This is a genomic window from Streptomyces gossypii (genome assembly GCF_025165795.1).
GTDB lineage: Bacteria > Actinomycetota > Actinomycetes > Streptomycetales > Streptomycetaceae > Streptomyces > Streptomyces gossypii.
Genome location: NZ_JAJAGO010000014.1, coordinates 181,195 through 202,301 on the forward strand (window position 1 = coordinate 181,195; position 21,107 = coordinate 202,301).

At 70.4% G+C, this 21,107-nt stretch carries 19 protein-coding genes and 1 pseudogene; 11 read left to right on the forward strand and 9 right to left on the reverse strand.

What is annotated here, in order from left to right:
* Positions 1-44 precede the first annotated feature (44 nt).
* Positions 45-2,258, forward strand: coding sequence for a 3-hydroxyacyl-CoA dehydrogenase NAD-binding domain-containing protein (locus LHJ74_RS27395; protein ID WP_260220944.1), 2,214 nt, complete (start codon positions 45-47; stop codon positions 2,256-2,258).
* Positions 2,259-2,496: 238 nt separating this feature from the next.
* Here LHJ74_RS27395 and LHJ74_RS27400 read toward each other — a convergent pair whose 3' ends face one another.
* Positions 2,497-3,312: a MerR family transcriptional regulator gene (locus LHJ74_RS27400; protein WP_260220945.1), complete on the reverse strand. Its 816-nt coding sequence runs from the start codon at positions 3,310-3,312 to the stop codon at positions 2,497-2,499.
* Positions 3,313-3,463: 151 nt separating this feature from the next.
* On the opposite strand from LHJ74_RS27400, the gene LHJ74_RS27405 reads away from it, so the two are divergent.
* Both LHJ74_RS27405 and trxA read left to right on the forward strand, forming a co-directional pair.
* On the forward strand, positions 3,464-3,910 hold the full coding sequence (locus tag LHJ74_RS27405; protein ID WP_260220946.1) for a MerR family transcriptional regulator: 447 nt from the start codon (positions 3,464-3,466) through the stop codon (positions 3,908-3,910).
* Between the two features lie 38 nt (positions 3,911-3,948).
* A complete protein-coding gene (gene trxA / locus LHJ74_RS27410; RefSeq protein ID WP_311203358.1) occupies positions 3,949-4,287 on the forward strand; it encodes a thioredoxin in 339 nt (112 codons plus the stop codon).
* A gap of 92 nt (positions 4,288-4,379) precedes the next feature.
* Here the strand turns inward: trxA and LHJ74_RS27415 are convergent, their stop codons facing one another.
* Complete coding sequence (locus tag LHJ74_RS27415) at positions 4,380-5,879, reverse strand: M1 family metallopeptidase (RefSeq protein ID WP_260220947.1); 1,500 nt, start codon at positions 5,877-5,879, stop codon at positions 4,380-4,382.
* 197 nt (positions 5,880-6,076) lie between these two features.
* On the opposite strand from LHJ74_RS27415, the pseudogene LHJ74_RS27420 reads away from it, so the two are divergent.
* Positions 6,077-6,343: pseudogene (locus LHJ74_RS27420) on the forward strand (hypothetical protein); the annotation flags it as partial.
* 39 nt (positions 6,344-6,382) lie between these two features.
* On the opposite strand, the gene LHJ74_RS27425 reads toward LHJ74_RS27420, so the two are convergent.
* The gene (locus tag LHJ74_RS27425; protein ID WP_260220948.1) at positions 6,383-6,739 is read right to left on the reverse strand and encodes a MerR family transcriptional regulator; all 357 of its coding nucleotides are present in this window, start codon (positions 6,737-6,739) and stop codon (positions 6,383-6,385) included.
* Positions 6,740-6,807: 68 nt separating this feature from the next.
* On the opposite strand from LHJ74_RS27425, the gene LHJ74_RS27430 reads away from it, so the two are divergent.
* Positions 6,808-7,923 (forward strand): alkene reductase, encoded by a 1,116-nt coding sequence (locus LHJ74_RS27430; protein ID WP_260220949.1) that lies wholly within the window; start codon positions 6,808-6,810, stop codon positions 7,921-7,923.
* 835 nt (positions 7,924-8,758) lie between these two features.
* On the opposite strand, the gene LHJ74_RS27435 is transcribed toward LHJ74_RS27430, so the two are convergent.
* Both LHJ74_RS27435 and LHJ74_RS27440 read right to left on the reverse strand, forming a co-directional pair.
* A complete protein-coding gene (locus LHJ74_RS27435; RefSeq protein WP_260220950.1) occupies positions 8,759-9,667 on the reverse strand; it encodes an FAD-dependent oxidoreductase in 909 nt (302 codons plus the stop codon).
* 42 nt (positions 9,668-9,709) lie between these two features.
* Positions 9,710-10,744 carry a DMT family transporter gene (locus tag LHJ74_RS27440; RefSeq protein ID WP_260220951.1) on the reverse strand — a complete coding sequence of 345 codons (1,035 nt, stop codon included), beginning with the start codon at positions 10,742-10,744 and terminating at the stop codon, positions 9,710-9,712.
* A 74-nt stretch (positions 10,745-10,818) separates the two neighbouring features.
* Here LHJ74_RS27440 and LHJ74_RS27445 point away from each other — a divergent pair, with 74 nt between their 5' ends.
* The 3 genes from LHJ74_RS27445 (at position 10,819) to LHJ74_RS27455 (ending at position 12,672) form a co-directional block, all read left to right on the forward strand.
* A complete protein-coding gene (locus tag LHJ74_RS27445; RefSeq protein WP_260220952.1) occupies positions 10,819-11,715 on the forward strand; it encodes a LysR family transcriptional regulator in 897 nt (298 codons plus the stop codon).
* An 83-nt stretch (positions 11,716-11,798) separates the two neighbouring features.
* On the forward strand, positions 11,799-12,419 hold the full coding sequence (locus tag LHJ74_RS27450) for a nitroreductase family protein (protein WP_260220953.1): 621 nt from the start codon (positions 11,799-11,801) through the stop codon (positions 12,417-12,419).
* A 91-nt stretch (positions 12,420-12,510) separates the two neighbouring features.
* Entirely contained in the window at positions 12,511-12,672 is a 162-nt protein-coding gene (locus tag LHJ74_RS27455) for a hypothetical protein (RefSeq protein WP_260220954.1), read from the forward strand.
* Positions 12,673-12,908: 236 nt separating this feature from the next.
* Here LHJ74_RS27455 and LHJ74_RS27460 read toward each other — a convergent pair whose 3' ends face one another.
* On the reverse strand, positions 12,909-14,408 hold the full coding sequence (locus tag LHJ74_RS27460; RefSeq protein ID WP_260220955.1) for a translocation/assembly module TamB domain-containing protein: 1,500 nt from the start codon (positions 14,406-14,408) through the stop codon (positions 12,909-12,911).
* A gap of 124 nt (positions 14,409-14,532) precedes the next feature.
* Here LHJ74_RS27460 and LHJ74_RS27465 point away from each other — a divergent pair, with 124 nt between their 5' ends.
* Positions 14,533-15,249 carry a TetR/AcrR family transcriptional regulator gene (locus tag LHJ74_RS27465; protein ID WP_260220956.1) on the forward strand — a complete coding sequence of 239 codons (717 nt, stop codon included), beginning with the start codon at positions 14,533-14,535 and terminating at the stop codon, positions 15,247-15,249.
* A 686-nt stretch (positions 15,250-15,935) separates the two neighbouring features.
* On the opposite strand, the gene LHJ74_RS27470 is transcribed toward LHJ74_RS27465, so the two are convergent.
* Both LHJ74_RS27470 and LHJ74_RS27475 read right to left on the reverse strand, forming a co-directional pair.
* Positions 15,936-16,436, reverse strand: a complete 501-nt coding sequence (locus tag LHJ74_RS27470; protein WP_260220957.1) for a pyridoxamine 5'-phosphate oxidase family protein — start codon at positions 16,434-16,436, stop codon at positions 15,936-15,938.
* Between the two features lie 104 nt (positions 16,437-16,540).
* Entirely contained in the window at positions 16,541-17,398 is an 858-nt protein-coding gene (locus LHJ74_RS27475) for an SAM-dependent methyltransferase (protein ID WP_260220958.1), read from the reverse strand.
* Positions 17,399-17,598: 200 nt separating this feature from the next.
* Between LHJ74_RS27475 and LHJ74_RS27480 the strand changes: the two genes are divergently transcribed.
* The gene (locus LHJ74_RS27480; RefSeq protein ID WP_260220959.1) at positions 17,599-19,233 is read left to right on the forward strand and encodes an ABC-F family ATP-binding cassette domain-containing protein; all 1,635 of its coding nucleotides are present in this window, start codon (positions 17,599-17,601) and stop codon (positions 19,231-19,233) included.
* A gap of 81 nt (positions 19,234-19,314) precedes the next feature.
* Here the strand turns inward: LHJ74_RS27480 and LHJ74_RS27485 are convergent, their stop codons facing one another.
* Positions 19,315-20,286 (reverse strand): acyl-ACP desaturase, encoded by a 972-nt coding sequence (locus LHJ74_RS27485; protein ID WP_260220960.1) that lies wholly within the window; start codon positions 20,284-20,286, stop codon positions 19,315-19,317.
* A 268-nt stretch (positions 20,287-20,554) separates the two neighbouring features.
* On the opposite strand from LHJ74_RS27485, the gene LHJ74_RS27490 reads away from it, so the two are divergent.
* The gene (locus LHJ74_RS27490; RefSeq protein ID WP_260220961.1) at positions 20,555-20,944 is read left to right on the forward strand and encodes a gamma-glutamylcyclotransferase family protein; all 390 of its coding nucleotides are present in this window, start codon (positions 20,555-20,557) and stop codon (positions 20,942-20,944) included.
* The last annotated feature ends 163 nt before the right edge of the window (positions 20,945-21,107 follow it).

The window sequence follows — 21,107 nt, forward strand, 5'->3', positions numbered from 1 at the left end:
AGCCCGAACGGCCCCCCCGAACCCCCTTACGGAGAACCAGAATCATGGCTGGATCCACGAAGTCGACAACCATCCGCTGGGAGCGGGACGACACCGGGGTGGTCACCCTCGTCCTGGACGATCCCGACCAGTCCGCCAACACGATGAACGAGGCGTTCAAGGAGTCCCTCACCGCGGTCGCCGACCGCCTCGAAGCCGAACAGGACGACGTACGCGGCATCGTCTTCACCTCCGCCAAGAAGACGTTCTTCGCGGGCGGCGACCTGCGCGACCTGATCGCCGCCCGCCCCGAACACGCCCAGCGCGTCTTCGACACGGGCATGCGCATCAAGCGCGACCTGCGCCGCATCGAGACCCTCGGCAAGCCGGTGGTGGCCGCCCTGGGCGGTGCCGCGCTCGGCGGCGGCCTGGAGATCGCACTCGCCTGCCACCACCGGATCGCCCTCGACGCGCCCGGCTCCAAGATCGGCTGCCCGGAGGCCACCCTCGGCCTGCTCCCCGGAGGCGGCGGCGTCGTCCGCACGGTCCGGCTGCTCGGCATCACGGACGCGTTGCTCAACGTACTGCTCCAGGGCCAGCAGTACTTCCCCGCCAAGGCGAAGGAGGTGGGGCTGGTCCACGAGGTCGTGGAGACCGAGGCGGAGATGCTGGCCGCCGCCCGCGCCTTCATCGACGCCCACCCGGAATCGCGGCAGCCCTGGGACGTGCCGGGCTACCGCATCCCCGGCGGCACCCCCGCCCATCCCAAGTTCGCCGCCAACCTGCCCGCCTTCCCGGCGAACCTCGCCAAGCAGACCGCCGGTGCCCCCTACCCGGCGCAGCGCGACATCCTGGCCGCCGCAGTCGAGGGCTCACAGGTCGACTTCGCCACCGCAGAGGTCATCGAGGCCCGCTACTTCACGGAGCTGGCCTGCGGCCAGATCTCCACCAACATGACCCAGGCGTTCTTCTTCGACCTGCAGGCAGTCAACTCCGGTGCCAACCGCCCCCAGGGCATCGAGCCGCGCCAGGTACGCAGGGTCGCCGTCCTCGGCGCCGGGATGATGGGCGCGGGCATCGCCTACTCCTGCGCGAAGGCCGGGATCGAGGTCGTACTGAAGGACGTCTCGCAGGAGTCGGCCGACAAGGGCAAGGCGTACTCCGCATCGCTGCTGGACAAGGCGCTCGCCCGTGGCCGCACCACCGAAGCCAAGCGCGAGGCGCTGCTCGCCCGCATCACCCCGACCGCCGACCCGCAGGACCTGGCGGGCTGCGACGCCGTGATCGAGGCGGTCTTCGAGGATCCGGCACTCAAACACAAGGTCTTCCAGGAGATCGAGGCGATCGTCGAGCCCGACGCGCTGCTGTGCTCCAACACCTCCACCCTGCCGATCACCACACTCGCGGAGGGCGTCCAGCGCCGAGGCGACTTCGTCGGACTGCACTTCTTCTCGCCCGTCGACAAGATGCCGCTCGTCGAGATCATCCGTGGCGGCGACACCGGGGACGAGGCGCTGGCACGCGCCTTCGACCTCGTCCGGCAGATCAAGAAGACACCCGTCGTCGTCAACGACTCGCGGGGCTTCTTCACCTCTCGCGTCATCGGCGACTTCATCAACGAGGGCATGGCCATGCTGGCCGAGGGCATCGACCCGGCCACCATCGAACAGGCCGCCGCCCAGGCGGGCTACCCGGCCAAGGTGCTGGCCCTGATGGACGACCTGACCCTCACCCTGCCCCGCAAGATCCGGGACGAGACACGGCGGGCACTGGAGGCCGAGGGCGTCAGCCTGCCCGCGCACCCGGCGGACACCGTCATCGACCGGATGATCGACGACTTCGGACGCACGGGCCGCAGTGGCGGCGCCGGGTTCTACGACTACGACGAGAGCGGCAAGCGGGTGCGGCTGTGGCCGGGGCTGCGCGAGCACTTCGGCCCGGCGGCGTCGGGGGACGGGGCCCCGGCCCCGGCACTGGCCGACCTGACCGAGCTGAAGGAGCGGATGCTCTTCGCCGAGGCCCTCGACTCCGTGCGCTGCTTCGAGGAGGGTGTGCTGACCTCCGTCGCGGACGCCAACATCGGCTCCATCATGGGCATCGGGTTCCCGCCCTGGACCGGCGGCGTCATGCAGTACATCAACGGCTACGAGGGCGGCCCGGCGGGCTTCGCCGAGCGCGCCCGCGAACTGGAGTCCCTACACGGCGAGCGGTTCGCCACCCCGCCCCTCCTCGCCGAAAAGGCCCGCACGGGCGAGCCCTTCACCGACACGGTCTCCTGACCGCAGACGCTTCGCGAGTGCGGATGCTCGCGTACGCCGCCGGACCTGTCCGGTCCGGCTTGCCGCCGTTGCGGCGGATGATCTTCCCGCCGCAACGGTGAGTACGCCCACCCTGCTGCCCGGCGGTGCCCGCCCAGCGGGCACCGCACAGGCGGGCGCTTCGCCGGTGCGGGTGAGTCCGGGTGCCGCCGGACACGGCCCAGCGGGGCCCCGCCCCCCGGGGCGGGTACGGGTTCCGTCACCCCGTTGGCGGGTGCCCCGACTCCGGCGGAGTGGGCGCGCCCGCGTCTCGGCCACCGCCCTCGGAGGGAAACGCGTTGCGGAGTTCCTCCTTCAGCGAGCGCTGAAACGCGGTGAGCAGCGCCTGCACCACCATCGGCTGCATATGGGCGGACAGCGATTTCATCGCGGCCACCTGCTCCGGGTCGGCCTCCCGCTCCCGGTAAGGCAGCCACACCTCGTCCTTGAACAGCCTGCTCAGCTCGCGCGCCGCCGAGCGCGTGTGTTCGAGTACGACCTCCCGCGAGGCGAGCAGCGTCTCCTGGGAGATCGGTACGTCCAGCAGCCGCACCCCGAGTTGCAGCATGCCCGGGTCCACCCGGAAGACGCCCGTCTTCCCGGTGTCCTCGGCCTTCCCGGTGTCCTCGGCGCCCTCCAGTACGTTCATGGCCTCGAGCCTGCTCAGGTCGTCGTCGGTCAGCTTCCGGCCGACGCGTCCTTCCAACTGCTCTCTGGTCACCTCGTCGACCGTGTCCGGCATCCAGGAGGCGACCAGGGCGCGGTGGATGGCCAGGTCGTACGCGGTGAGGTCGTCCGGCAGGCGTTGCAGATACCGTTCGATGGCGGCGAGGGTCATGCCCTGGCTCTGCAGCTCCTCGATCAGCAGCAGCCGGGAGAGGTGGTCTGGCCCGTAGCGGCCGACCCGCCGGGGGCCGATGGCGGGCGGTGGCAGCAGTCCGCGTGTGCTGTAGAAGCGGACGGTACGGACCGTGACGCCCGCACGGGCGGCGAGCTGGTCGACGGTCAGACTGTCCGCGTCTGCTTGCTGCTCCATCACCCGTACCTCTCTCCGTGTGCTGCACTCCGTCGATACTCCGTCAATGTTCAACAGTATTGCTGTCTCACCAGTTCTGTGAAACCCGTGCGGACAGTCGGGCCCGGCCGCTCTGGCGTTGACGTCGGGGTCAAGGTCTAACGTCGGGGCCATGCGGATCGGGGAGCTGGCCGAGCGCGCGGGGATGACGACCCGGACGCTGCGGTACTACGAGGCGCGCGGGCTGCTGCCCGCCCGCCGTACAACGAATGGCTACCGGGCCTACGACGAGGAGGATCTGCGGCTGCTGGAGCAGATCCGCACCCTGCGGGACTTCGGCTTCGGCCTGGAGGAGACCCGGCCGTTCGTGGAGTGTCTGCGCGCCGGGCATCCGGCGGGCGACTCCTGCCCCGCCTCGCTGGAGGTCTACCGCAGCAAGCTCGCCGAGCTGGACGACTGCATCGCGCGGCTGCACGCCGTACGGCAGCAGGTCGGCGCGGATCTGGCACGGGCCGAGTTGGAGGCCTCCGTGGCGGAACCGCGCTGTGAGTGGAGCACGCACCCGCAGGAAACCCCGGACACCACCCCCGTAGAGCGAACCGAGAGGCCCACACCGTGACACCACAGCCCGCCACACAGCCCCTGAATGCCCAGCCCGTGAACACCCGGCCGGCGAAGGCCGTGACCGAGGTGACCGACGAGACGTTCGCGGCGGAGGTGCTGGCGTCGGATCTGCCCGTACTGGTGGACTTCACCGCCTCGTGGTGCCCGCCGTGCCGCATGATCGCGCCGGTACTGGAGGATGTGGCCCGTGAGTTGGCGGGCCAGCTCAGGATCGTCACCCTCGACGTGGACCACAATCCGCGCACCCAGGCCGCCTACGACGTGCTGTCGATGCCGACACTCGCCCTCTTCCGTGCCGGCGAGCCGGTGAAGTCGATGGTCGGCGCCCGCCCGAAGCGGAAGCTGCTCCAGGAGCTGGAAGGGCTGTACTGACGGCGGTCCCGCAGACGGTGCAGGAGGCAGACCGTGTACGAACGCGGCCACCAGATGGCCGCGTTCGTACACGGTGTCTGCGGGGGCAGTGATCAGTGCGGGTGTGGGTGCTGGTGCGAGGCCTGGATCTTCCGCCAGGACTTCGGCTCCACGGGAGCCGCCGCCTTGCTCCGCCCGCTGTTCGCGGCGGCTCCGGACGCGGACGCGTCCGGCTTCACCGGCTGGTACAGCCAGGTGTCGAAGAGCGCGGCGAGCGGTTCGCCGGACACCTTCTCGGCGTAGGCCGTGAACTCGGCTACGGCGGCGTCGCCGCCCGACCGTTCCTGCTGCCAGCCCTCCAGGATCGCGAAGAAGTCCTTGTCACCGATCTTGTTCCGCAGCGCCTGGAGGGCGAGTGCGCCCCGGTCGTAGACGGCTGCGTGGAACTGGTTCTCCGCGCCCGGGTCGCCCGGCTTCACCGTCCAGAACGCGTCGTCGGCCGGGTGCGAGTCGTAGACCCAGTCGGCGAGCTCCTGTGCGGTGCCCTCGCCCTGCTTTTCGGACCAGAGCCATTCGGCGTAACTGGCGAAGCCCTCGTTGAGCCAGATGTCCTTCCACTGGCTGACCGAGACGCTGTTGCCGTACCACTGGTGTGCCATCTCGTGCACCACGACGGAGACGTTGGCGCCCTGGGCGAACTTCCGGGGGCTGTAGAAGGGCCTGGTCTGCGTCTCCAGCGCGTAGCCGGTGTCGGTGTCGGGCACATAGCCGCCGATGGCGTTGAAGGGGTACGGCCCGAAGTACCCCTGGAGCCATTCGGTGACCTCGCCGGTGCGCTCGATGCTGGCGCGGGCGGCGTTCTCGTTCTCGCCCAGGTTCTCGCTGTAGGCGTTCAGCACCGGCAGGCCGTCGGCCGTCTCGTCGGTGGTGATGTCGAACTCGCCGACGGCCAGGGTGGCCAGATAGGTGGCCTGCGGCTGGTCCGAGCGCCAGGCGAAGCGGGTCCAGCCCGCCTGGGAGCGCTGCGAGGTGAGCACGCCGTTGCTGACGGCCTCGGTGCCGTCCGGTACGGCCACGCTGACGTCGTATGTCGCCTTGTCGGTGGGGTGGTCGTTGCTCGGGAACCACCACCAGGCGGCCTCCGGTTCGTTGGCCGCGACACCGCCGTCCGGGGTGCGGTGCCAGGAGGTGTAGCCGTTCACCTCCACCTTCGAGGGGATACCGGAGTAGCGCACGACGACGGTCATCCGCTCGCCCTCGGCCAGCGTCCGGGCCGGGGTGATCTCCAGCTCGTGGGAGCCCGAGGCGGTGAACGCGGCCTTGCGGCCGTTGACCCGGACCTCCCGGACGTCGAGGGCGAAGTCGAGGTTGAAGCGGGACAGATCCTGGGTGGCGGTGGCCAGCAGGGTCGCGGTGCCGCTGAGCCGGTCGTTCTTCGGCTGGTACTTCAGGCGCAGGTCGTAGTGCGAGACGTCGTAGCCGCCGTTGCCGTAGTCGGGGTAGTAGGGGTCGCCTACGCCCGGCGTACCTGGTGAGGGCTCCGCCGCCGACGCCGGGACCGTCAGCAGCAGGCTGACGGCGAGGGCCGCCGGGGCGAGGTATCTGTGACGCACGAGTGCTCCCACTCTGTCGGGACAGGATTCGCTGCCTGCTGTCTACTCTGGCAACACTCGCCATGTCCATGATGCGTGGGCGGCAGGCGTGTCCTCTCAGTCCCGCTTTCAACCGAAGGGCGCCCCGCGGCTGGGGCGCTTCGTTCGGATCATCTGATCGTCGGCCTGAGTATGTCGTTGACTGACGTGCGCTGGGCGCGTCCGACGGACAGTGCAGGCCCGCCTTCCACCTCACTGCCGGTCAGACCGGTGACGCTCCCGCCTTCGCCGAGGTGAGGTCACGTGTGCGTGTTCCCCGCCGACGTGGACGGCCCCGCACCAGGCCGAACGTGGTCCTGACAGCCGAGAGATGCATCAACCGCTTGAGGCAGTGGCGCGGCATCGCGACCCGCTACGAGAAGACCGCAACCATCCACGTGGCCGGACTTCACGTCGCGGGGATCTTCCTGTGGTCCGCCTGCTGATCCAAACGAGAATCCTCAGACTTCCATCCCCCGAGCTCGTCAGCCCGCCGCCGTCACGATGACCTCGTCCAGGACTTCGCGCGTGTAACGCAGGTCCTCGATTGAGCGGTCGATCCGGCTACGCTCTGCCTCCAGCTGGTCGACCAGCCACGGAGTCGCCGTCTCCGCCGGACCTCCATCGTGGTCTCGCATGCAGGGAAGCACACTCGCGATCTTGTCGCCGCTCAGCCCGGCGGCCAGCAATTGCTGAATAAGGATCACGCGGTCGACGGCTGCCTCCGGGTACTCCCGGTGCCCGCCGGCCGTACGCTCGGAGGCAAGGATGCACTTCTGCTCGTAGTAGCGCAGGGATCGCACGCTCACGCCCGTACGGTGGGACAGTTCACCGATCTTCATGGGTTTCCAGCCCCTCACTTGGCTCAAGGGTTGAAGCTGACACTGGTGTCAGATCCTACGGTTCCCGCATGACGAACACGGCCACTTCTCCGCTCCTCGCCCCCTACTCCTCCGGCAGCTTCACCCTCCCCAACCGTCTCGTGTTGGCCCCAATGACCCGGTTCCGCGCGCACGAGGACGGGACCCCGCTCCCGGTGGTCGCGGACTACTACGCGCAGCGCGCGGAAGCCGGACTCCTCGTCACGGAGGGCATCTGGCCACACCGCCGGGGGCAGAGCGGCTGGCGCATCCCGGGGCTGGAGACCGAGGCCCACATCGTCGGCTGGCACGCGGTGACCGAGGCCGTACACGTACGCGGCGGGCGGATCGTCGCTCAGCTCATGCACGGCGGACGCCAGGGGCACCCGCGCTCACGGCTGCTTGGCGACGTCCCGGCCGGGCCATCCGCTGTGCCGGTCCCAGGACCCGTGCACGTCAAGGACGGCAAGGCCGAGGCGCCCGTACCACGCGAGATGACGAAGGACGACATCCGTATCGCGATCGACGATCACGTGGCCGCCGCACGCAACGCCCTACAGGCAGGCTTCGACGGCGTGGAGATCCACGGCGCCAACAGCTACCTGACCCACCAGTTCCTCGCCGACAACACCAACCTCCGCACAGACGTGTACGGACGCGACAAGACCCGGTTCGCCGTCGAACTGGTCACCGCAGTCGCCGAGGCCATCGGAGCGCACCGGCTCGGGCTCCGCCTCTCTCCCGGTAACCCACAATTCGGCATGTCCGAGCGCTCCCCGGCCCCCGTATACCGCGCACTGCTCAATGCGGTGGCCCCACTCGGCCTGGCCTACCTCCACCTCACCGACAACGACGACTACCCGGCCCTGGCAGATCTGCGACCGCGCTGGAACGGCACGCTCATCGCCAACGTCGGCGAGAACCACGCGCCCACCACCCAACACCAGGGAGAACAAGTACTCACACAGGGCCACGCGGACCTCATCTCCTTTGGACGCGCGTTCCTCGCTCACCCCGACCTGCCCGCGCGCATCGCTGCGAACGACCCGCTCGCCACACCGATCGACACGGAGCACCTCTACACACACGGCGCACAGGGCTACACCGACTACCCGACGCTCGAAGAACAGCACGCGAGGCAGCTCACCGCCGCAGCGACACAGTGAACCGCTCCAGCCAGGCGCACTGGACAACATCGCTCCAAGGCCCTCGACATCGCCCAGCGCGCTGGCACCTGACGGATGGGGATCACCACTCTGCCCACGTTGGCGGATTCAGGTAGTCAGCCGACGATGCGCAGCGCCGCTATGGCGACGAAGGCGTGGGCACCGCCGGGCGAGGAGGATGACTGTATGACCGTCTTTCGCTGTGCCAACTGTCAGCAGCCTGTAACGAGCGAAGTGGTACCGGGGGATCCAGCGAGAGGCCCGGAGCGGCCGCCGAACCACGAGGTCGTTCCGCCTCGGGTGGCCCTGGGTACTTTCAAGACCAACTTCGACGGCACCCTTCTGATCTTTCACCCGGACGACGTTCCTGGAACGGCGCTTCACTCCGATCAACGGCGCATCAGTGGTTGCTGCGGACTCGCTGGCCAAGACGGCCCCAACCTCGTCTGTGCCCGATGCGGCGTCGAAGTCGCGACGAAGGAGTCCGACTGCTGGACCGAGAACTTCGTGGCACTGATGGCTGCCGCGGTGACCGATGTGTCCGAGAGAGCCCCCAGTAACTAGAGCCGCGAAAAGGCTTGCGCCTCCTTGAGTACCGGTCTTCCGGCCCGACGGCTGCTCTTGAGCCTGACCAGTAGATCCGCGCCCGCCAGGGTGAAGTGGTGAGCGAACTCGACCGACCAGAAGCCGCGGTCAGCGATGACCGGGCCGCCGGGGCCCGTGGAGCCGGCCAGCGGGTAGGCGAGGCTGCGTTCGCCATCGCGGTAGCCACCGAGGCGGGCATGGGGACGGGTGCCGGGTCCTCGCAGGTTCGAGAGGATCGCCCGGACAGGGCCTACGCGCCGGGCGACGCCGTACGCACCAGTCGGGCGGCGTCCTCGGCGCAGGCCCAGGAGACGGTGATGCCCGCCCCGCCATGGCCGTAGTGGTGCACGCAGACGCCGCCGTCCGGCAGCGTCTCGGTCTCCAGCCGCACGGCGGGGCGGTACGGGCGCAGCCCGACCCGGTGCTCCAGCACGGCGGCGTCCGCGAGCGCGGGGTGCACGCGGACGCAGCGGGCGATGATCGCCTCCGCCGTCGCCGGGGCGGGTACGAGATCCGTCGCGCCGTCCTCCGCCGTGCCGCCGAGGATGAGCCCGTAGGGCTGCGGCAGGAGATAGACCGGGTGGGCCGAGGATGGGCCGGCGGCGACGTACCACTCCTCGATGCCCGGGTTGTCCACGATCACCACCTGCCCGCGGACGGGCCGGACGGCGGGATCGGGCACCAGTTCCCGCGCACCGAGGCCGGTGCAGTTGACGATGACGGGGGCCTCACCGGCCGCCTCCCGCAGCGAGCGGGCGGCCCGCTCCTCGTACCGTCCGCCCGCCTTCTCCAGCCGCTGGCGCAGATAGCGGAGATAGGTCGGCATGTCGACAAGCGGAGTCACCGGCGGGCTGCCGGTGAGCGCCGTCCACGCCTCGGGTGCCCAGCCGCTGTCCATCCGGCCCGCCACCCGCCGCACCCCGGTCAGGGCGGGGTCCCCGGCCAGCGCCGCGAAGGCCGCGAAGGACCGCAGCGACCAGTCGACGGCCTGCTCGGCGGGCTCGATGCGGTAGGGCCAGCACAGGCCCCCGGCCACGGCCGAGGTGGTGTCCGCCGCCGCGTCCCGGCTCCACAGCCGCACTTGGGCGCCGTCCTCGGCCAGTACGACCGCTGTGGTCAGTCCGATGACGCCGCCGCCGATGATCAGAACCTCACGCATATGCGCACGCTAGCCTTTTCCCGCCCGCCGCGTAACGGCTCGTCAGCGCTGCGGTGGAAGCCCGGCCTCGTGCGGTTCGCTTCGCGCGGTCACCGGGGCCGTGGCCGTGACGAGGGCCGGAGCCGCTCGTACGGGACGCCCGTCCGCACTCCCGCCCGCACTTCCGGACGGGCGGTCGCCGCGCGGGGCGCGGGTCGCGTACCAGACGGTGGCGACGACCAGGACGCTGCCCGCGATCTGCCAGAGCGTGGGCCGCTCCGCCAGCGCCACGACGCCGACCAGCACGGCGAGGACGGGCTGCATCAGCAGCAGTGCCGCGCCGACGTTCGGCGCCAGCCGGGGGAGCGCGGCACCTATCAGCAGCCAGGCCAGCACCTGACCGATCAGCGCCAACGCGGCGAGCCAGCCCCAGGCGGCCGGGGTGTCCGGCAGCGAGATGCCGGTCCAGACACCGCCCAGCACGGCAGCGGCCGCCGCTGCCGCCGCCGTGGACACGCACACCGGCTGCACCGAGTGCCTGCGACCGCCCGCGAGCCGGGTGAGGAACAGATAGCCCGCGTACGCAACCCCCGAGGCCGTGCCCTGGAGCACGCCGGTGACCGGATCGCCGCCCGCACCCGTACCGCCGACCGCGCCGCCCGCCAGCGCGACGCCCGCCAGCATCACCGGGATGGCGAGCACGAACCGGCCGGGCAGCCGGGTGCCGGAGACCATCCTCGCCAGCAACGGGAAGACGATCACCTGCACGTTCAGCAGCACGGCCGCGATGGAGGCGCCCAGATTCAGGACGCAGGCCGACCACAGCACGAAGTCGATGCCCAGCAGCGCCCCGGCCGCCGCGTCGAGCAGCAGCAGCCGCCCGTCACGGGCCCCCACCCTGCGGTACTCGCGCACGGCGAACGGCGCCAGCACCAGCAGCGCCAGCGCGCAGCGCAGGAACGCAGCCGTCCCCGCTTCGGTGCCGGAAAGCTTCACGAAGGCGCCGGAAGCAGCGGTGCACGCCGCCCCCGCCATCACCAGCACTCCGGGGCGCCGCATATCCATGGCCGTGGTGGTACTCGTTGACGAAGGGGGCATGCCCACCACTGTGGCGGCTCGGATCCGCAAGTAAAAGCGATCTTTTGTGCTGGGTATTCGGTAGCATTCCTACCGTGTTCAGTATCGACCGTCTCCGCGCGCTGTCAGCCGTGGCCGCCCACGGCTCGATCGCGCGAGCCGCCCGCGCCCTGCACGTCACGCCCTCGGGTGTCTCACAGCAGCTGGCCAAGCTGGAGCGCGAATCCGGCCACCAGCTGCTGGAGCCGGACGGCCGCAGTATCCGCCTCACCCATGCCGGGCGGGTGCTCACCGCACACGCGGACCTCGTGCTCGCCCAACTGACGACCGCCGCGACCGATCTCGCCGATCTGCACGAGGAGATCCTCGGCCCGCTGCGGCTGGGCGGGGTCGGCAGCGCCATCCGCAGCCTGCTGCCCGGCACCCTGGCCGCGCTCACCCGTGAACACCCGAGACTGGTCCCCACGCTCTGCGACGGCGAGGCCGTCGACATGCTTCCGGTGCTGCTCGCGGGCGATCTGGACCTGCTGGTCATCGAGAGCTGGAGCAACCGGCCGATAACCCTGCCCGCCGGTATCGCGTTCCGGACGCTGGTCCGCGAAGGGGCACGAGTGGCGCTCGCCGCCGACCATCCACTCGCCGCCAACGACTCGGTCGACCTGGCAGAGCTCAAGGACGAGGTCTGGGCCAGCTGCGGGCCCGGTACGGAGCCCCGGGAAGCGCTGCTGCAGGCCCTGCGGGTGCGCGGCGTGGAGCCCGAGATCCGCTACACCGTCGCCGAGTACACCACCCAACTCGCCCTGGTGGAGGCCGGTCTGACCGCCGCACTGATCCCCGCGATGGCCTACCGGCCCGCACCGGCGGGTGTGCGTTTCGTCGACTGCGCACCAGCGCTGGAACGCGAGGTGCTGGCCGCCTGGCGCGCCGGGTCGCAGAGCGCGACAATCCGCGCCTGTCTTGCGGCCCTCAGCAGCCATGTGCTGTGCTGCTGACCATGGTCCATACCAGTGCCCATGACAGCGCCCATGACAGCCGCCCCCATGCCGCTGCCCCCGCCACGGTCCCGCTCCGTCCGATGACGGTTCCCGCTCACGAGGCGGAGGAGCGCGCCCGCGGCTTCTACGAAGTCATGGCCCAGCGGCGTACGGTCCGCGATTTCGACTCGCGCCCGCTGCCCGAAGGCGTCCTCGAATGGGCGGTCCGCACCGCCTCCACCGCACCCAGCGGCGCCCACGTCCAGCCCTGGCGCTTCGTCGCCCTCACCGACCCGGCCCGCAAGACCCGGCTGCGGGAGGCGGCGGAGGCCGAGGAGCGGGAGTTCTACGGCCGCCGCGCCTCCGAGGAATGGCTCGACGCGCTCGCCCCGATCGGCACCGACGAGCACAAGCCGTTCCTGGAGACCGCACCTGTCGTCCTGGTCGTCTTCGAGGTCCACAAGGGCCCCCACTCGCCGCGCCCTTACTACACGAAGGAGTCCGTCGGCATCGCCGTCGGCCTCCTGCTCGCCACCCTCCACCAGGCGGGCCTGGCGACCCTCACCCACACCCCGAGCCCGATGCGCTTCCTCAACGACATCTGCGACCGCCCCACCGAGGAACGCGCCTCCTACGTCATCCCCATCGGCTACCCGGCCCCGGACGCCCACGTCCCCGACCTGACCCGCAAACCCCTCGACGAGGTCCTGATCCGTCTCTGAGCAGCCCGTGCCGACCACGCGGCGCGCTGCTGACCGGGTTTGCGGGCCGGTTCCGGGGGCAGCAGGAGCGGAACGGGGAGGGGTGGGACCGATGCATGGTTTCCTTTGGCTGCTGCTCGCGTTCTGGCTGGTGATGGTGGTGGCCGGCATCGTGAAGCAGATCAGGATGTCGCCAGAGGAGCGCCGCCGCGCCAACAAGAAGCGCAAGGGCTTCATTCCAGGCGATCCCGGCGGTGGTGGCGGGGGCTGCTGAGCATAACCGGCAGGTGGGTCGGGCCGCGGACACTGTCCCGGCCGCTGAAGCCGTACCCCTGCGAGAGTTTGACCCCACCTTGTTGTCCGAGAGATCAGCCCGAGGGCGTGCCGCCCCATCAGGTGTGTAGTGACAGGCGCAGTCCTGCCCAGCGGCACGTCCAGAGAGGCAGGACTGGCGGAGAGCCCCGGAGGGATGACTCGGGGCGGGGAAGGGAGCCGGGGGCCCGGTCCCGGCTACTGGCGGCTGAGGGAGCGGGTGATGCCCGCGGCGATGGTGGTGGCCAGTATCCAGCCGGTGGCGATCAGCAGATACGACAGCCACTGGTGCCAGCCCTGCGAGGTGAAGGCAGCCTCCTGGCCGAAGCCGACGAGCGGCAGCAGCAGATCCAGGGTGTAGAAGGCGGGGTTGAAGTCCGGTGCCTCTTCGGGCTTCAGCGGGTGCGGCCGCTTCCGGGTGAAGGCGAGCGCGCCGATGAGCAGCAGGGCCAGCAGCCAGCCTGCGGCGCGCATCGGGCGGAAGCCGTAGCCCACGGTGGCGTCCTGTAGGCGGCCCCACAGCCGGGCGTATCCGGGCAGGGTGCGGCGATGGCGGCGCAGTTTGGTGAGTTGGACGGTACGGGCCGCGGTCTCGTCGCCCGCAGTACGGTACGCGGCGGTCAACTGCTCGTAGGCGAAGGGGAGGTAGCCACCCTCCTCGCGTTCGAGCAGCGGCAGGCGCTGCTCGGCCGGGAGGTGCGGACCAAGCCTGCGGTAGCTGAGGCCGTCGATCTTGACCCGGTCCGGCCACACCCCCGGGGCAGCGTGCAGCAGGTCGATTGAGGTGTCGCGCAGATTCACCGTGCCCACGATCCGTGCCGCCTCGCGAAGCCATAACTCGCCGATGACGCAGTTGCTCGCACGGAGGGCCTGGCCCCCGGGATTGGAGAGCCTGGCGTAGGCGAGGTTGAGCTGCTGGGAGATGCGTGCACCGCGCAGGTTGACCCGGCCGTAGGCGCGCAGCCGCATGGCGCGCAGGTCGGTGCCGACCGACAGGGTCTCGGCGTGCAGCGCGGTGCCGCCGGGGGCGTGCAGTTCGGCGTCGTCGAGGTTCACCTGGCCCCCCACGCCGGCTCCGTCCAGCCGGATCTGCCCGTGTGCGCGGAGGCCGGTGGCCTGTACGTCGGTGGTGATCACCGCGTGGTTGAGCCGAAGGAGCGGTTCCCCGGAATCGCCGGAGCCGTGCGAGGGCGGCTCGCCCGGGGCGGCCGACGTGCCGAGAAGCGCTCCGTCGAGGAAGAACGCGCCCGAGATCTGCGCTCCCCCCAGATGTACGGGGCCCGTCAGCCTGCAGCGAGTCAGGCGCAGCACTCCGTCGACACGGACGGTCGCCGCCCTGAGACCGGGCAGTACGGAATCGTTCAGCACCAGGGAGCGGGTCTGCGCACCGTACAGCTTCGGGCATTGCTCGAAGTGGCAGGAATGGAGTCCCACCGGGTGCTCGACCGTCCCGTATCTCAGGTCCAGCTGGCCGGTGATGCGCGCACCTGTCAGCTTCAAGCCCGCTATCTCGCCGTTCGTCTGCGGTCCGTCGAACAGCAGTGCACGCAGCATCTCGGCGCGTACGGACCTGTCGGCGCCCCAGGCCGAACCGGCCGCCGGGTCGTCGTCGGCGCCCGTACGGAAGTCGACGCCCTGGCCGAGCGGGAACGCCTCCCAGACGCGTCGTTCCGCTGGGCTCAGATCGGTGATCTCCACCGGCGGGATGCTTTCGCGGGTCTGTTCGGGCTGTCAACACCACGCCGAGTACACCCGGTGCTTCCCTGCACGGCGTGCAGTGACGGCACGGAGATCAGCCCCGCCACGCTGTAGGGTGCCGAGCGTGGGAGATCAGAAGGTGAGCCGCCGGGCCCGGCTGAGGGCGGAGACCAGTGCGGAGATCAAGGCGGTCGCGCTGGCACTCATGGCGGAGGGCGGGCCGGACGCGATTTCGCTGCGCGCCATCGCCCGGGAGATGGGTATGACCGCAGGCGCGATCTACGGCTATTTCGCGACCCGGGACGATCTGATCACCACGCTGATCAACGACGTGTACACCGCGCTGCTCGATGCCGTCGAGGCCGCGCGCGACGGCGTTGCCGACGGCGATCCGGCAGGTCGGATCGTGGCCTGGGCCCAGACGTTCCGGGAGTGGTCCCTCGGCAACCCGGAGGGCTTCCGGCTCATCTACGGGGATCCCGTCCCCGGCTACAAGGTCCCCGAAGGCGGCCCGGCTCCCGAGACGGGCAACCGTGCCTGCGCCGGGCTCACCGGCCTCATCGCCGACGCGTGGCCCCACGCGGAGCGGCTCCAGCCGTCCGACGACGCCTACCAGTGGTCGGACTTCGATCCGCACCTGGTCGAAGTGACGCAGGAGCGCTTCCCGGAGCTGCCCCCGGCGGCCGTCGCCCTCGCCCTGCGCGTCTGGGCCCGCATGCACGGCCTGGTCTCCCTGGAGGTCTACGGCCACCTGCGCGGCCAGACCCGCGACCCGGACAAGCTCTACCGGGCAGAAGTCCTCAGCCTCGTCGGGGCGTTGGGTCTCCCGCCTGCGCCGTAGCGTCTCGGGTCAGCGGCCGACGCCCGCGAGTCTGCCGCCGCGTCGGCGGAGACGTGGGCATCACGGCGGCCGAACCACCGCTGCGCGGCGCCCGCGGGTGGGTGACGCTGCCTCGGGAGGGGGCCCGCCGCTATGGCAGCGCGTGACTCCCGGCTGACCATCGCCGTCTACCGTCGACCCCGGCCACCGGCCGCCGCCACATCGTCAGCCCCCGCCGCGCGTATGCCGGTGACGACGACGCACTGCGCCCGGCCACCAGTCTCTGGCCGCCCTGCCGTTGCCCGCGCTGTGCACGGTCCTCCGGTCAGCACCCTTTACCGCTCACCAGTTCACGCGCACTCTGCTTGTACGTGTCGTGCGTGCGCACGGTCGGGAGGTAGCTCATGGACGGTGACGGCAAACACCGGTTACCCGACAGCAGGGGAGTCGCGGTAGCCATGCTCGTACTGACCACGTTCACCGTGCTCGGTGCACTGATCGTCGCCTGGCTTCTGCTCACCTGAGGGCTGTCCCGTGATCCCTGGTGGGTCAGCGCGCGGCGTCAGATGCGGTGCTTCGCAAGGCGGAGGGGCGTCCTCATACTGGGCGTGTCCGGGCGTTCCGGCTACGCAGCGAGGTGCCGTAGCTGTCGTCGTGCGCCCGCCAGGGATTACCGGGCAGCCCTGAGGGTCTGGCCGCGGCCGGCGTCAGTCTTTCCGAGATGCCTGACGGCGATATGTGATCATCCGGTTGGGCTCGATCCGTGCCCAGGAAAGCGCGCTCCTCGACCTGTCCCACTCCTCCCGGCCGTACACCTCGATCAGGAATGCCGCCAGCTCCTGGTCTTCTGTCGGAATCACCTCCCGGGCCTGGCCGTGCACCGTGATCTGCAGCCGTTCGCCGTCGATCACCGAGGCCGAGACGGCGGGGCGAGCGCGGATGTGCCGAAAGCGCACGGAACCCGCCCCGGAGTAGAAGTACAGACGCCCCCGGTAGAAAAGCCCGTCAGTGGGACCGACCCGGGGCTCGCCCCCGGCTGTCGTAGTGGCCAGGGCCATCACGTGCACGGCCCCCAACTCGGCGACGACACCCGCGGCATCGAGACGGCGCTCCTTGGCGAGGACGGAGCGGAGGTACGTCCCTGCCGCAGCGTACGAGTCGTCGAGCAGGCGCTGCAGCCGGTCCAGGTCCTCAGGAGTCTCCTTCATGACGGCAGCCTGCCAGGTGCAGGTCAACGCTCTCGCAACACCCCCCCCGGGGAGCGACAGGGCCCGCTCCACGGATGACTTGAATTCGAGGCGCCCACCGGGCGTCAGCGCTTACGGGCCACCAGGGCGTAGCCCAGCGCGTCCGTGAGGGCGGGGAGGGCGGGCTTCGGTTCGGCGGTGCAGTCGGGGGCGGCCCACCGTTCCACCGGGACGATGCCGGGATCGAGCACGTCGAGGCCGGCCACGAGGTCGGCGATCTGCTGGAGCGACCGGTGGTGGACGGCGGGCAGTCCCGCCTGGCGGTAGACGACTTCCGCCTGGGCGCTCGCCTCGGGCACGTAGTCGGCCGTGGCATGCGTCAGCGTCAGCGCGCTGCCGCTGGGCACGGCCCGCATCAGCTGCCGGATCATGCCGGGTGGGTCCTCGTCGTCACCCATGAAGTGGATCAGGGCGTTGAGGCAGACAGCGACCGGCCGGTTCAGGTCCAGCGTGTCCGTCACCTCCGGGTTGCTCAGGATCTCCGCCACCTTGCGCAGGTCGCCGTCCACCGTCACCACCCGCCCGTCGGGCGAGCTGATCAGCTGGGCGCGGCCGCGCATCACCGCGTTCGGGTCGTTGTCGACGTGGACGACCCGTGCTTCCGGCTGTACGGCCTGCACCGCCTCGTGGAGGTTGGTCCCGGTCGCCTGCGGCAGTCCCGCTCCGATGTCGAGGAACTGGTGGATACCCAGCTCCGCGAGGTATCTCGGCGCCTCCTGGACGAACCGGCGGCTGGCCCGTACGGAATCGCGGATGTTCGGCAGGATGGTGACGATCTTCGCCGCGATGTCCGCGTCGCTTGGGTAGTGATCCTTGCCGCCCGACCAGTTGTCCCACGCACGGGAGACGTTGGGGCGGGCTGCCGTACCCGGCTTCCGCTGTGGGCGGTCGGCGTCGAAGGAGCCGGAGGTCGGATCGGACAAGGTGCCTCCCCGGGGGAGCGGCCGGTGGTGGTCTGGTGTGCCCGTGCGTTCTCAGGGTGTCGGCCGGGCACCGGTTCCGGCAGCCTGGATCCAGCCACGTCGGGGGCGAGAAGACGTCCGCACCTCGACCGTCCCAGGTCGTTGCCCGTGGCAATAAATCACGGGCCATCCACCGGCGCATTCGCTAAGCTCACCGCCTTATGTCTGCCACTCTTGTCGCCAAAGGGCTCGCTGCGGGCCACGGCGACCGCGCACTCTTCTCCGGGCTCGATCTGGTCGTCAGTCCGACCGACGTGGTCGGGCTGGTCGGTGTCAACGGAGCCGGGAAATCCACTCTGCTGCGGATGCTCGCCGGACTCACCGAGGCGGAGGAGGGGACCGTACGGCTCTCCCCGCCCGCCGCGACGGTCGGCCATCTGCCCCAGGAACCGGACCGGCGGCCCGGCGAGACGGTGCGCGGTTTCCTGTCGCGGCGCACCGGCGTCGCCGACGCCGAGGCCGCGCTGGAGGCGAGCACGCTCGCGCTGTCCGAGGGACGGCCGGGCGCGGACGACGCGTACGCCCTCGCACTGGAGCGCTGGCTCGGGCTCGGCGCCGCCGACCTGGAGGAACGCGCGGCCGAGGTGACGGCACAACTCGGCCTGGACACCGGGCTCGACCGGGAGATGACGGCGCTGTCCGGCGGACAGGCGGCACGCGCGTCGCTTGCCTCGCTGCTGCTCAGCCGCTACGACATCTTCCTGCTGGACGAGCCGACGAACGATCTCGATCTGGACGGCCTCCGACTGCTGGAGACCTTCATGGCCGGGCTCCGCTCCGGGACGGTCCTGGTCAGCCACGACCGCGAGTTCCTGGCCCGCACGGTGACCGACGTCCTGGAGCTTGACCTGGCCCAGCAGAGCGTGCGCCTCTTCGGCGGCGGCTACCAGGCGTATCTGGACGAGCGGGAGCGCGCCCGCCGCCAGGCCCGCGAGGAGTACGAGGAGTACGCCGACACCCGTGCCGGGCTAGAGGCCCGCGCCCGCACCCAGCGCGGCTGGATGGAGAAGGGCGTGCGGAACGCGCGGCGCAAGATGAGCGACAACGACAAGATCGCCCGGAACTCCCGTGTCGAGGCCACCGAGAAGCAGGCGGCGAAGGCGCGGCAGACGGAGCGGCTGATCGAACGGATGGACGTCGTCGAGGAGCCGCGCAAGGAGTGGGAGCTGCGGATGGACATCGCTCCCGCGCCCCGCTCCGGAGCTGTGGTGGCGACGCTGCGCGCGGCGGAGGTGCGGCGCGGTGAGTTCCACTTCGGCCCCGTCGATCTGCAGATCGACTGGCGCGACCGGGTCGCGGTGACCGGGCCGAACGGCTCGGGCAAGTCCACCCTGCTGGCCGCCCTGCTGGGGCGGCTGGAGCTGGACGCCGGTGCCGCCTCGCTCGGCTCCGGCGTACTGGTAGGCGAGGTGGACCAGGCACGCCAGCTCTTCTACGGGGACGAGGCGCTTCTCGACGCCTTCGCCGACGCCGCCGTCCTGGAGCCCGCCGAGGCCCGTACGCTGCTGGCCAAGTTCGGGCTGAAGGCACGGCATGTGCTCCGCCCGGCGGCGACTCTCTCACCGGGCGAGCGCACCCGCGCCGCGCTCGCACTGCTCCAGGGGCGCGGGGTGAACCTCCTGGTGCTGGACGAGCCGACCAACCATCTCGATCTCCCGGCCATCGAGCAGCTGGAATCCGCTCTCGCGGAGTACGAGGGGACGCTGCTGCTCGTCACCCACGACCGGCGGATGCTCGAGGCGGTGCACACGACGCGCCGGATCGAGCTGGCGGACGGCAGGGTGAGCGAGGTATGAGGGAGTGGACGGCGGCGCCGGCGAACGCGGCGCGGTGGCGCGAGTGCGGGTGGTCTCGCGCCGCTGGGCAGCGGTGCTGACTCAGCCCGCTGTACGGGCCGCCTTGCGGGCCTGCCGCGCGGCGAGGCGCTCGTCGAACTTGGTGGCTTCGCCGTCCAGGCCGGACATGAACAGACCCAGTTCCTCCTGGGCCTTCAGTCCATCAGGGCCGAGCCCGCTGATGTGCATGACCTTCAGATAGCGCAGCACCGGCTGGATCACGTCGTCGTGGTGGATCCGCAGGTTGTAGACGCCGCCGATGGCCATCCGCGCGGCCGCGCGTTCGAAGCCCGGCATCCCGTGGCCCGGCATCCGGAAGTTGATGACGACATCGCGCACGGCACGCATCGTCAGATCCGGGGCGATCTCGAAGGCCGCGGCCAGCAGGTTGCGGTAGAAGATCATGTGCAGGTTCTCGTCCGCGGCGATGCGGGCGAGCATCCGGTCGCAGACGGGGTCGCCGGACTGGTGGCCCGTGTTGCGGTGCGAGATGCGGGTCGCCAGCTCCTGGAAGGCGACGTAGGCGACGGAGTGCAGCATGCTGTGGCTGTTGTCCGACTCGAAGCCCTCCGACATGTGCGCCATCCGGAAGCGCTCCAGCTCGTCCGGGTCGACGGCGCGTGAGGCGAGCAGGTAGTCCCGCATCACGATGCCGTGGCGGCCCTCCTCGGCCGTCCAGCGGTGGACCCAGGTGCCCCAGGCGCCGTCGCGGCCGAAGATCGAGGCGATCTCGTGGTGGTACGAGGGGAGGTTGTCCTCGGTGAGGAGGTTGACCACCAGGGCGATCCGGCCGATGTCGGTGACCTTGGACTGGTCGGGTGCCCATGCCTCGCCGTCCAGCGGGCCGTCGAAGTTGCGGCCGTCGCTCCAGGGGACGTACTGGTGCGGCATCCAGTCCTTGGTGACGGACAGGTGCCGGTTGAGCTCCTTCTCCACGACCTCTTCAAGGGCGAAGATCAGCCGGGCGTCCGTCCACTCGTCCGTACCTGCGTGCTGGGGGGTGGTGAGGCTCACGGCGGCTCCTGAGAACGGGGACAACGGGGCACGGGGAGCGCCTCGGGGAAGGCGCCACCTACGGTACCGTAGGTTACGATACCGTAGGTTGAAGCGCCAACGCAGGGGGGTCTGGGGTCTGACCAGCTACTAAACTCTCCCGCACGGTCTACTGCGGCGCATCCTGCGAGGGCTGGAAGGCCCCTGCGCCGCGTGAGGCGCACCAGTAAGAGCGCTCCAACTGCTCCGGCCCCCAGGTACCCCCGAACGGCACACCTAGACTCGCGGCATGACTGGCGGAAGCGAACTCCTCTTCGTATACGGCACCCTGAGGTTTCCCGAGGTCCTCGAAGCACTCCTCGGCAGGGTGCCGGAGCACTCCCCGGCGGAGGCTGCCGGATGGCGGGCGGCGGCACTCCAGGAGCACGTGTTTCCCGGCCTCGTCCCCGCCGCGAGCACGACCGTGCGGGGCGTACTGCTGCTGGGGCTCACCGCTGAGGACCGCCGGCGGCTCGACGCCTTCGAGGGCGACGCGTACGCGCTCCGGTCGATCACCCTGGCCGATGGACGGCAGGCGCGGGCGTACGTCTGGCTCGGCGAGGTACTGCCCGAGGACTGGGACGCGGACACCTTCGCACACCGCGACCTGGCCGCCTACACGGCACGCCTGCGCACTTAGAGCCCCTAACAGAATGGGCGGTCGGCTTGCGACGCCTGGCACGCGCGCTCGCCGCGTTGTCGGAGTCGTCCATGTACGCCCAGTACGAGGACGATCCTCCGCCTTGCGAGCGCACGCACCAGACGCCGCAAGCTGATCGACCGCCCATTCTGTTAGGGGCTCT

Excerpts from the sequence above, each read along its gene's own strand:
- LHJ74_RS27395 (WP_260220944.1), top strand. The coding sequence starts at position 45 with ATGGCTGGATCCACGAAGTCGACAACCATCCGCTGGGAGCGGGACGAC.
- LHJ74_RS27400 (WP_260220945.1), bottom strand. The coding sequence starts at position 3,312 with ATGGAGCAGCAAGCAGACGCGGACAGTCTGACCGTCGACCAGCTCGCC.
- LHJ74_RS27405 (WP_260220946.1), top strand. The coding sequence starts at position 3,464 with ATGCGGATCGGGGAGCTGGCCGAGCGCGCGGGGATGACGACCCGGACG.
- LHJ74_RS27425 (WP_260220948.1), bottom strand. The coding sequence starts at position 6,739 with ATGAAGATCGGTGAACTGTCCCACCGTACGGGCGTGAGCGTGCGATCC.
- LHJ74_RS27430 (WP_260220949.1), top strand. The coding sequence starts at position 6,808 with ATGACGAACACGGCCACTTCTCCGCTCCTCGCCCCCTACTCCTCCGGC.
- LHJ74_RS27435 (WP_260220950.1), bottom strand. The coding sequence starts at position 9,667 with ATGCGTGAGGTTCTGATCATCGGCGGCGGCGTCATCGGACTGACCACA.
- LHJ74_RS27440 (WP_260220951.1), bottom strand. The coding sequence starts at position 10,744 with ATGCCCCCTTCGTCAACGAGTACCACCACGGCCATGGATATGCGGCGC.
- LHJ74_RS27450 (WP_260220953.1), top strand. The coding sequence starts at position 11,799 with ATGACGGTTCCCGCTCACGAGGCGGAGGAGCGCGCCCGCGGCTTCTAC.
- LHJ74_RS27455 (WP_260220954.1), top strand. The coding sequence starts at position 12,511 with ATGCATGGTTTCCTTTGGCTGCTGCTCGCGTTCTGGCTGGTGATGGTG.
- LHJ74_RS27470 (WP_260220957.1), bottom strand. The coding sequence starts at position 16,436 with ATGAAGGAGACTCCTGAGGACCTGGACCGGCTGCAGCGCCTGCTCGAC.
- LHJ74_RS27480 (WP_260220959.1), top strand. The coding sequence starts at position 17,599 with ATGTCTGCCACTCTTGTCGCCAAAGGGCTCGCTGCGGGCCACGGCGAC.
- LHJ74_RS27490 (WP_260220961.1), top strand. The coding sequence starts at position 20,555 with ATGACTGGCGGAAGCGAACTCCTCTTCGTATACGGCACCCTGAGGTTT.